Annotated in this window: 7 protein-coding genes; 6 read left to right on the plus strand and 1 reads right to left on the minus strand. The window is 64.1% G+C overall.

Annotated elements, in window-relative coordinates; translation table 11 throughout:
• The 3 genes from EN991_RS20635 to EN991_RS20645 all read left to right on the plus strand — a co-directional run.
• Positions 1-316 (plus strand): LLM class flavin-dependent oxidoreductase (locus tag EN991_RS20635; protein WP_127369419.1); only part of this gene is annotated, 316 nt, incomplete at its 5' end.
• Complete coding sequence (locus EN991_RS20640) at positions 313-1,089, plus strand: ABC transporter permease subunit (RefSeq protein ID WP_127369420.1); 777 nt, start codon at positions 313-315, stop codon at positions 1,087-1,089. The genes EN991_RS20635 and EN991_RS20640, both read left to right, overlap by 4 nt.
• A 10-nt stretch (positions 1,090-1,099) precedes the next feature.
• On the plus strand, positions 1,100-1,891 hold the full coding sequence (locus EN991_RS20645) for an ATP-binding cassette domain-containing protein (protein WP_127369421.1): 792 nt from the start codon (positions 1,100-1,102) through the stop codon (positions 1,889-1,891).
• Between the two features lie 189 nt (positions 1,892-2,080).
• Here the strand turns inward: EN991_RS20645 and EN991_RS39945 are convergent, their stop codons facing one another.
• On the minus strand, positions 2,081-2,266 hold the full coding sequence (locus tag EN991_RS39945) for a hypothetical protein (protein ID WP_024502222.1): 186 nt from the start codon (positions 2,264-2,266) through the stop codon (positions 2,081-2,083).
• Between the two features lie 309 nt (positions 2,267-2,575).
• On the opposite strand from EN991_RS39945, the gene EN991_RS20655 reads away from it, so the two are divergent.
• The 3 genes from EN991_RS20655 to EN991_RS20670 all read left to right on the plus strand — a co-directional run bounded on the left by EN991_RS20655 (position 2,576) and on the right by EN991_RS20670 (position 5,296).
• Entirely contained in the window at positions 2,576-2,935 is a 360-nt protein-coding gene (locus tag EN991_RS20655) for a septal ring lytic transglycosylase RlpA family protein (RefSeq protein WP_013528714.1), read from the plus strand.
• A 231-nt stretch (positions 2,936-3,166) separates the two neighbouring features.
• A complete protein-coding gene (locus EN991_RS20660; RefSeq protein ID WP_063169608.1) occupies positions 3,167-4,444 on the plus strand; it encodes a polyhydroxyalkanoate depolymerase in 1,278 nt (425 codons plus the stop codon).
• A 234-nt stretch (positions 4,445-4,678) separates the two neighbouring features.
• A complete protein-coding gene (locus EN991_RS20670) occupies positions 4,679-5,296 on the plus strand; it encodes a transglutaminase-like cysteine peptidase (protein ID WP_127369423.1) in 618 nt (205 codons plus the stop codon).
• The last annotated feature ends 545 nt before the right edge of the window (positions 5,297-5,841 follow it).

Below are 5,841 nucleotides of genomic sequence, written 5' to 3' on the forward strand. Positions count from 1 at the left end.
GCATGGCGGCCGCCGTGACAGGCTGCTCGTGTCGCCCAATCTGTGGGCCGGCGTCGGGCTGGTGCGCGGCGGCGCCGGCACGGCGCTGGTCGGCACGCCGGAACAGATCGCCGGGCGCATCCGCGAATACCAGGCGATCGGCATCGATACCATCATCGGCTCGGGCTATCCGCATCTCGAGGAGGCCTACCGCGTCGCCGAGCTTCTGTTTCCGAAACTCGGGCTCGGCACCAGGCGGCAGCGGGCGCATGAGAACATCGCCAACGAATTCTCGGTCGGCTTCCATGGCGCCAACCGCCTGCAGGCTTCGTCATGAGCTTTTCCACGCGCCTGCATAGCAACGCCACCGGCTGGCTGCTGCCGGCGCTGATCATTGCCGGCTGGGAGATTGCCAGCCGCGCCGGCGTCATGCCGGCCAACGTGCTGCCGGCGCCCAGCGCGGTCGCCGAGGCCTTCTGGCGGCTGACGCTGTCGGGCGAACTGATCCGCAACATCGGCGTCTCGACCGCGCGCGCCCTTGCCGGCTTTGCCGTCGGCGGTTCGATCGGTTTTGCGCTCGGCCTTGCCAACGGGCTATCGACGCTCAGCCGCGGCCTGACCGACACGACGCTGCAGATGATCCGCAACATTCCGCATCTGGCGCTGATCCCGCTGGTCATCCTGTGGTTCGGCATCGACGAGGAAGCCAAGCTGTTCCTGGTGGCGCTCGGCGTGTTCTTTCCGATCTACGTCAACACGCTGCTCGGCATCCAGAGCGTCGACCCACAGCTGGTCGAGATGGGCCGCGTCTACGGCATGGACCGTCGCACGCTATTCTCCCGCGTCATCCTGCCCGGCGCGCTGCCGTCGATCTTCGTCGGCCTGCGCTATGCCCTGGGCATCATGTGGCTGACGCTGATCGTCGCCGAAACCATCTCGGCCAGTTCGGGCCTCGGCTACATGGCCATGCAGGCGCGCGAATTCCTGCTGATCGATGTCGTCGTGCTGTCGATCCTGATCTACGCGCTGCTCGGCAAGCTCGCCGACAGCCTCGCCCGCCTGCTTGAGCGGCTGTCGCTTGGCTGGCATCCGGCCTTCCAGAACGGATGAGAGATTGCCCATGACCGCCGCCAGCCTGACCGCAGCCCGTTCCTTCGTCGCCACGCCGGTGCGGCCGATCGGCTCCGTCGAAGGACAGCGGGCCTTTGCCTTCAGGCATGCCGGCAAGCGCTTCGGCGACAAGACCGTGCTCGACGGCATCGACCTGGACGTGCCGGCCGGGCAGTTCCTTGCCGTCATCGGCAAGAGCGGCTGCGGCAAGAGCACGCTGTTGCGGCTTCTGGCCGGGCTCGACCGGCCGACATCGGGATCGCTGTCCTTCGGCGTCGAAGAGGAAGGACACAGCCGCACGCGCTTCATGTTCCAGGAGCCACGGCTCCTGCCCTGGGCCAGCGTGGTGAAAAACGTCGAGGTCGGGCTGACCGGCATCGCCACCGATAGCGAAGCGAGGCACCGCGCGCTCGACATCCTCGGCGAGGTCGGGCTTGCCGACCGGGCCGACGAATGGCCTTCGGTGCTGTCCGGAGGTCAGAAGCAGCGCGTGGCGCTGGCCCGCGCGCTGGTCGGCCACCCGCAGATCCTGGCTCTCGACGAGCCGCTCGGCGCACTCGACGCCCTGACCCGCATCGAGATGCAGCAGCTTCTGGAACGCATCTGGATCGCGCAGAAGTTCACGGCCGTGCTGGTCACGCATGATGTCGCCGAAGCGGTCGCGCTCGCCGACCGGGTCGTGGTGATCAGTGAAGGCCGGGTCGCGCTCGATCTGGATGTGCCCGTGGAACGGCCGCGCCGGCGCGGTTCGGTGGAGCTGGCCCGGCTGGAGGGCAAGATTCTGGATCGGCTGTTCGGGTAGGGCTGTCGGGGGCAGGGCCCTGGAGGACCGCCTTCCCCCACTCCGTCGCTGCTTCGCAGCGCCACCTCTCCCCCTCCGGAGGGAGAGGAAGGGAGCCAACCTTGCGTAAGCTCGCACCCTTCCTCTACCCCGTCGATCGGGGGAGAGGTGGCCCGAAGGGCCGGAGTGGGGGTCGACCTTTCATCAAGCTCACCCGCTTGACCGGTTCGCCCACACCAACCCGATCAGCCCGACCAGCATGGTGACGACGCCGATATAGAGCCATTGCGACTGGCCGGTCATGAAGCTGCCGCCGACAACGCCGATGCCTTGCAGCGACCACAGCGCGCCGACGGCAAGCACAATCAACGCCAGCAGATTTTTGGTCAGCCTCATTGCCGGATCTCCCTTTTGGAGTCGATTGGTTACAGCATCGGGACCGCGATAAAAGAGCCAAAGGAAGTGGCCCGGCCGCGCCGAGCTCTACTTGGATATTAATGTTCGATCTTGTCAAACGGATGCCCGATAGCAACACAAAGATCATCGTTGATTGACCATCGCGTGCCGGAAAATCCCTGACAGACTGTTACCCAGCGACTCCAAACGTGTGCCATTGCCACGGAACCGCCAGATCACTGCCGCATTTCCCGCCTTATTTGGCACCTAACGGCTGGGGTCTGTCAAAAACGGAGCCATCCCCCAAATATGAAGAACCCAAAACAGACCGCGATTGTCGCGGTAACGATCGCTGCTGGCCTGATGGTCGGCGCTTCTTCGGCGACCGCCGCCGCCCAGTGCGGCCGCGCCTCGTGGTACGCGCTGCACTCCAGAACCGCCTCGGGCGAGCGCATGAACCCGTCGGCGATGACCGCCGCGCATCGCACCTTGCCTTTCGGCACCAAGCTCAGGGTGACCAACAAGAACAACGGCCGCAGCGTCGTCGTGCGCATCAACGATCGCGGTCCGTTCATCAAGGGACGCGTGCTCGACCTGTCGAAGGGCGCGGCCGGCCAGCTCGGCTTCATCGGCTCCGGCCACACTTCCGTGTGCATGGCGCGCGTCTAGAGCTTCCTGTGTCCGGCAAGGGCCGGACACACTACCTACACATTTCGCAGCCGCACACTGAGCCGGCTGGCGCCGTTCGGCCCCGATTTCCATGGCCTTGAACCAAAGAAGCATTGGTCACGCAGCGTGACGTATTGCATCGCAGCAATTAGTTGTTAACTTCCCCGCGAGACATTTAGGCTCGGCGCTGCTCGTCGTCCCTTCGGTCGCAGGCAGCAGCGGGGTTTCTCGATGTTCTACCAGCTCTATGAGATGAACCACGCCGCCCTGCAGCCGGCGCGCCTCTATGCCGACGCGGTGCGGATGTTCTACTCCAATCCGCTCAATCCGTTTTCCCACACGCAATGGGGCCGTTCGATCGCGGCGACGGCCGAACTGTTCGAGCGCACCACGCGCCGCTACGGCAAGCCGGCCTTCGGCCTGAGCAAGACCGTGGTCGACTGGAAGAGCGTCGAGGTCGCCGAGAAGACCGTCTGGTCGAAGCCGTTCTGCAATCTCGTGCGCTTCGAGCGCGCTGTCCCCGCCGGGCGCAAGCCCGATCCGAAGCTTCTGATCGTGGCGCCGATGTCTGGCCATTATGCGACGCTGCTGCGCGGCACGGTGGAAGCGATGCTGCCCTATGCCGACGTGCACATCACCGACTGGGTCGATGCCCGCATGGTGCCGCTTGCCGACGGCCAATTCGATCTCGACGACTACATCGACTATGTCATCGACATGCTGCACACGCTGGGGCCGGACACGCATGTGATGGCGGTGTGCCAGCCTTCCGTGCCGGTGCTGGCCGCCGTGGCGCTGATGGAATCCAAGGGCGACCCGTTCGTGCCCTCGACGATGACCTTGATGGGCGGGCCTATCGACACGCGCAGCAACCCGACCGCGGTCAATCTGCTGGCGCAGGAAAAGGGCATCGACTGGTTCCGCGACAATGTCGTGATGCATGCGCCGTGGCCGGTGCCAGGCTTCGGCCGCGAGGTCTATCCAGGCTTCCTGCAGCTGTCCGGCTTCATGAGCATGAACCTCGATCGCCATATCATCGCCCACAAGGACTTCTTCATGCATCTGGTGAAGCATGATGGCGACAATGCCGAGAAGCACCGCGATTTCTACGACGAGTATCTGGCGGTCATGGACCTGACGGCTGAATTCTACCTGCAGACCGTCGACACCGTCTTCGTGCGGCAGGCCTTGCCAAAGGGCGAGATGACGCATCGCGGCACCAGGATCGATCCATCGGCGATCCGTAACGTCGCGCTGTTCACGGTCGAAGGCGAGAACGACGACATATCAGGCCTTGGCCAGACCAAGGCGGCGCATGATCTTTGCCCCAATATCCCGGCTGAGCGGCACGCCCATTACATGCAGCCGGCGGTCGGCCATTACGGCGTGTTCAACGGTTCGCGCTTCCGCTCCGAAATCGTGCCGCGCATCGTCGACTTCATCACCAGCTACGGCCGCCAGGAGCGTGTCGCGGCGAAGCCGAAGCTGGTCCGCGCCGCCAAGAGATAATGCACGTCGTCCAAAATTGCGGGTTTTGGGACGATGACATGCATAAAACCAAGCTTAACGGCGATAAACCGTGCGATTGACCGGTAAAAGCCGGCCGGCTGGCTGATTCTGTTGCACAAGTGCCGCTGTCCAGCCCCTCGGGTAACCATGCCGACAATCCGACCGTCGTCGTAATTGACACGGACTGTAAATCCCCCTTAACCTTTCGTTAATAACAAAGGGTGAGCGGGGACAATGATTTCCTCATCGATGGCGCGACGGCTGCGCGTGTATGTGGCGGCCGGGCTGGCAATGACGGCGGGCTGGGTGGCACCGGCCTTGGCGGGTGGAGCGATGGCGACCGGGGGGCTCACCTCGCAGCCGATCGGCCACTATGATTTCTGCAAGCTGCATCCGGGCGAGTGCTCGATCCGCCCGACCAATCTGGCGCCGGCTCAGATGACCGACGCGCTGATGCGCAAGCTTCTCAATGTCACCGCCAGGGTCAACGCCGCCGTCAAGCCGATGAGCGACATGGACATCTACGGCAAGGACGAGGTCTGGGCTTATCCCGACAAGGGCGTCGGCGATTGCGAGGACTATGTGCTGGAAAAGCGGCGCCAGCTTTCGCGCATGAGCATCTCGCTTGCCGATCTTCTGATCACCGTCGTGCGCAAGCCCGACGGCGAGGGCCACGCCGTGCTGACGGTGCGCACCGACGAGGGCGACTATGTGCTCGACAATCTGACCGACAAGGTCAAGCCATGGGACGCGACCGGCTACCGCTTCCTCAAGCGGCAGGCGATCGACAACACCGGCCGCTGGGTCTCGATCCGCGGTGGCCAGCAAGTTCTGGTCGGCGCGGTTCAGTAGGCACCAGCAACGGCGGCTTCCCTAGGGGCGGCATCCAACGCTTCGTCATCCCAGGGCGGAGCAGGAGCGAAGCTCCGTCGCGAAGACCCTGGGATCCATGCCGTGATGCCGATGAAGAACGCTGCGGCGCAGGAACAGGCGCCTGCAATCGTCATACCGTCATCACCAGATCTTTTGCCCCGTCGCGACGCTCGCAACTCGCGGCATGGATCCTCGGGTCTGCGCGCCCGCTCCGCCCGTGGATGACGAAATCGATGGGCCCTCCGCCAGAATTCGCATTTCTCCGTGAACCATTTCGCTCCGGCCAGCGACACACAGCCGTGAACCGAAACCAACCATGGAGACTTCAGATGACTGCTTTTCTGCGAAACACCCTTCTTGCCGCTATCGCGGTGTCGAGCATGGCCGGATCCGCCATGGCCGATCAGACCACCAGCTGTGCCAAAACCAACCTCAACGACCTCTGGGCCGGCCGCTGTTGCGGTGATGCCGGGGCGTCGGACTGCCTGGGCGGCGGAAACAATGGCCACGACCCCGGCCATGAT

The organism is Mesorhizobium sp. M7A.F.Ca.US.005.03.2.1 (assembly GCF_003997795.1).
Classification (GTDB): domain Bacteria; phylum Pseudomonadota; class Alphaproteobacteria; order Rhizobiales; family Rhizobiaceae; genus Mesorhizobium; species Mesorhizobium ciceri.

Bases quoted from the DNA above. Each gene is read 5' to 3' on its own strand.
- EN991_RS20670 (WP_127369423.1), top strand. From the start codon at position 4,679: ATGATTTCCTCATCGATGGCGCGACGGCTGCGCGTGTATGTGGCGGCC.
- EN991_RS39945 (WP_024502222.1), bottom strand. From the start codon at position 2,266: ATGAGGCTGACCAAAAATCTGCTGGCGTTGATTGTGCTTGCCGTCGGC.
- EN991_RS20655 (WP_013528714.1), top strand. From the start codon at position 2,576: ATGAAGAACCCAAAACAGACCGCGATTGTCGCGGTAACGATCGCTGCT.
- EN991_RS20660 (WP_063169608.1), top strand. From the start codon at position 3,167: ATGTTCTACCAGCTCTATGAGATGAACCACGCCGCCCTGCAGCCGGCG.
- EN991_RS20640 (WP_127369420.1), top strand. From the start codon at position 313: ATGAGCTTTTCCACGCGCCTGCATAGCAACGCCACCGGCTGGCTGCTG.
- EN991_RS20645 (WP_127369421.1), top strand. From the start codon at position 1,100: ATGACCGCCGCCAGCCTGACCGCAGCCCGTTCCTTCGTCGCCACGCCG.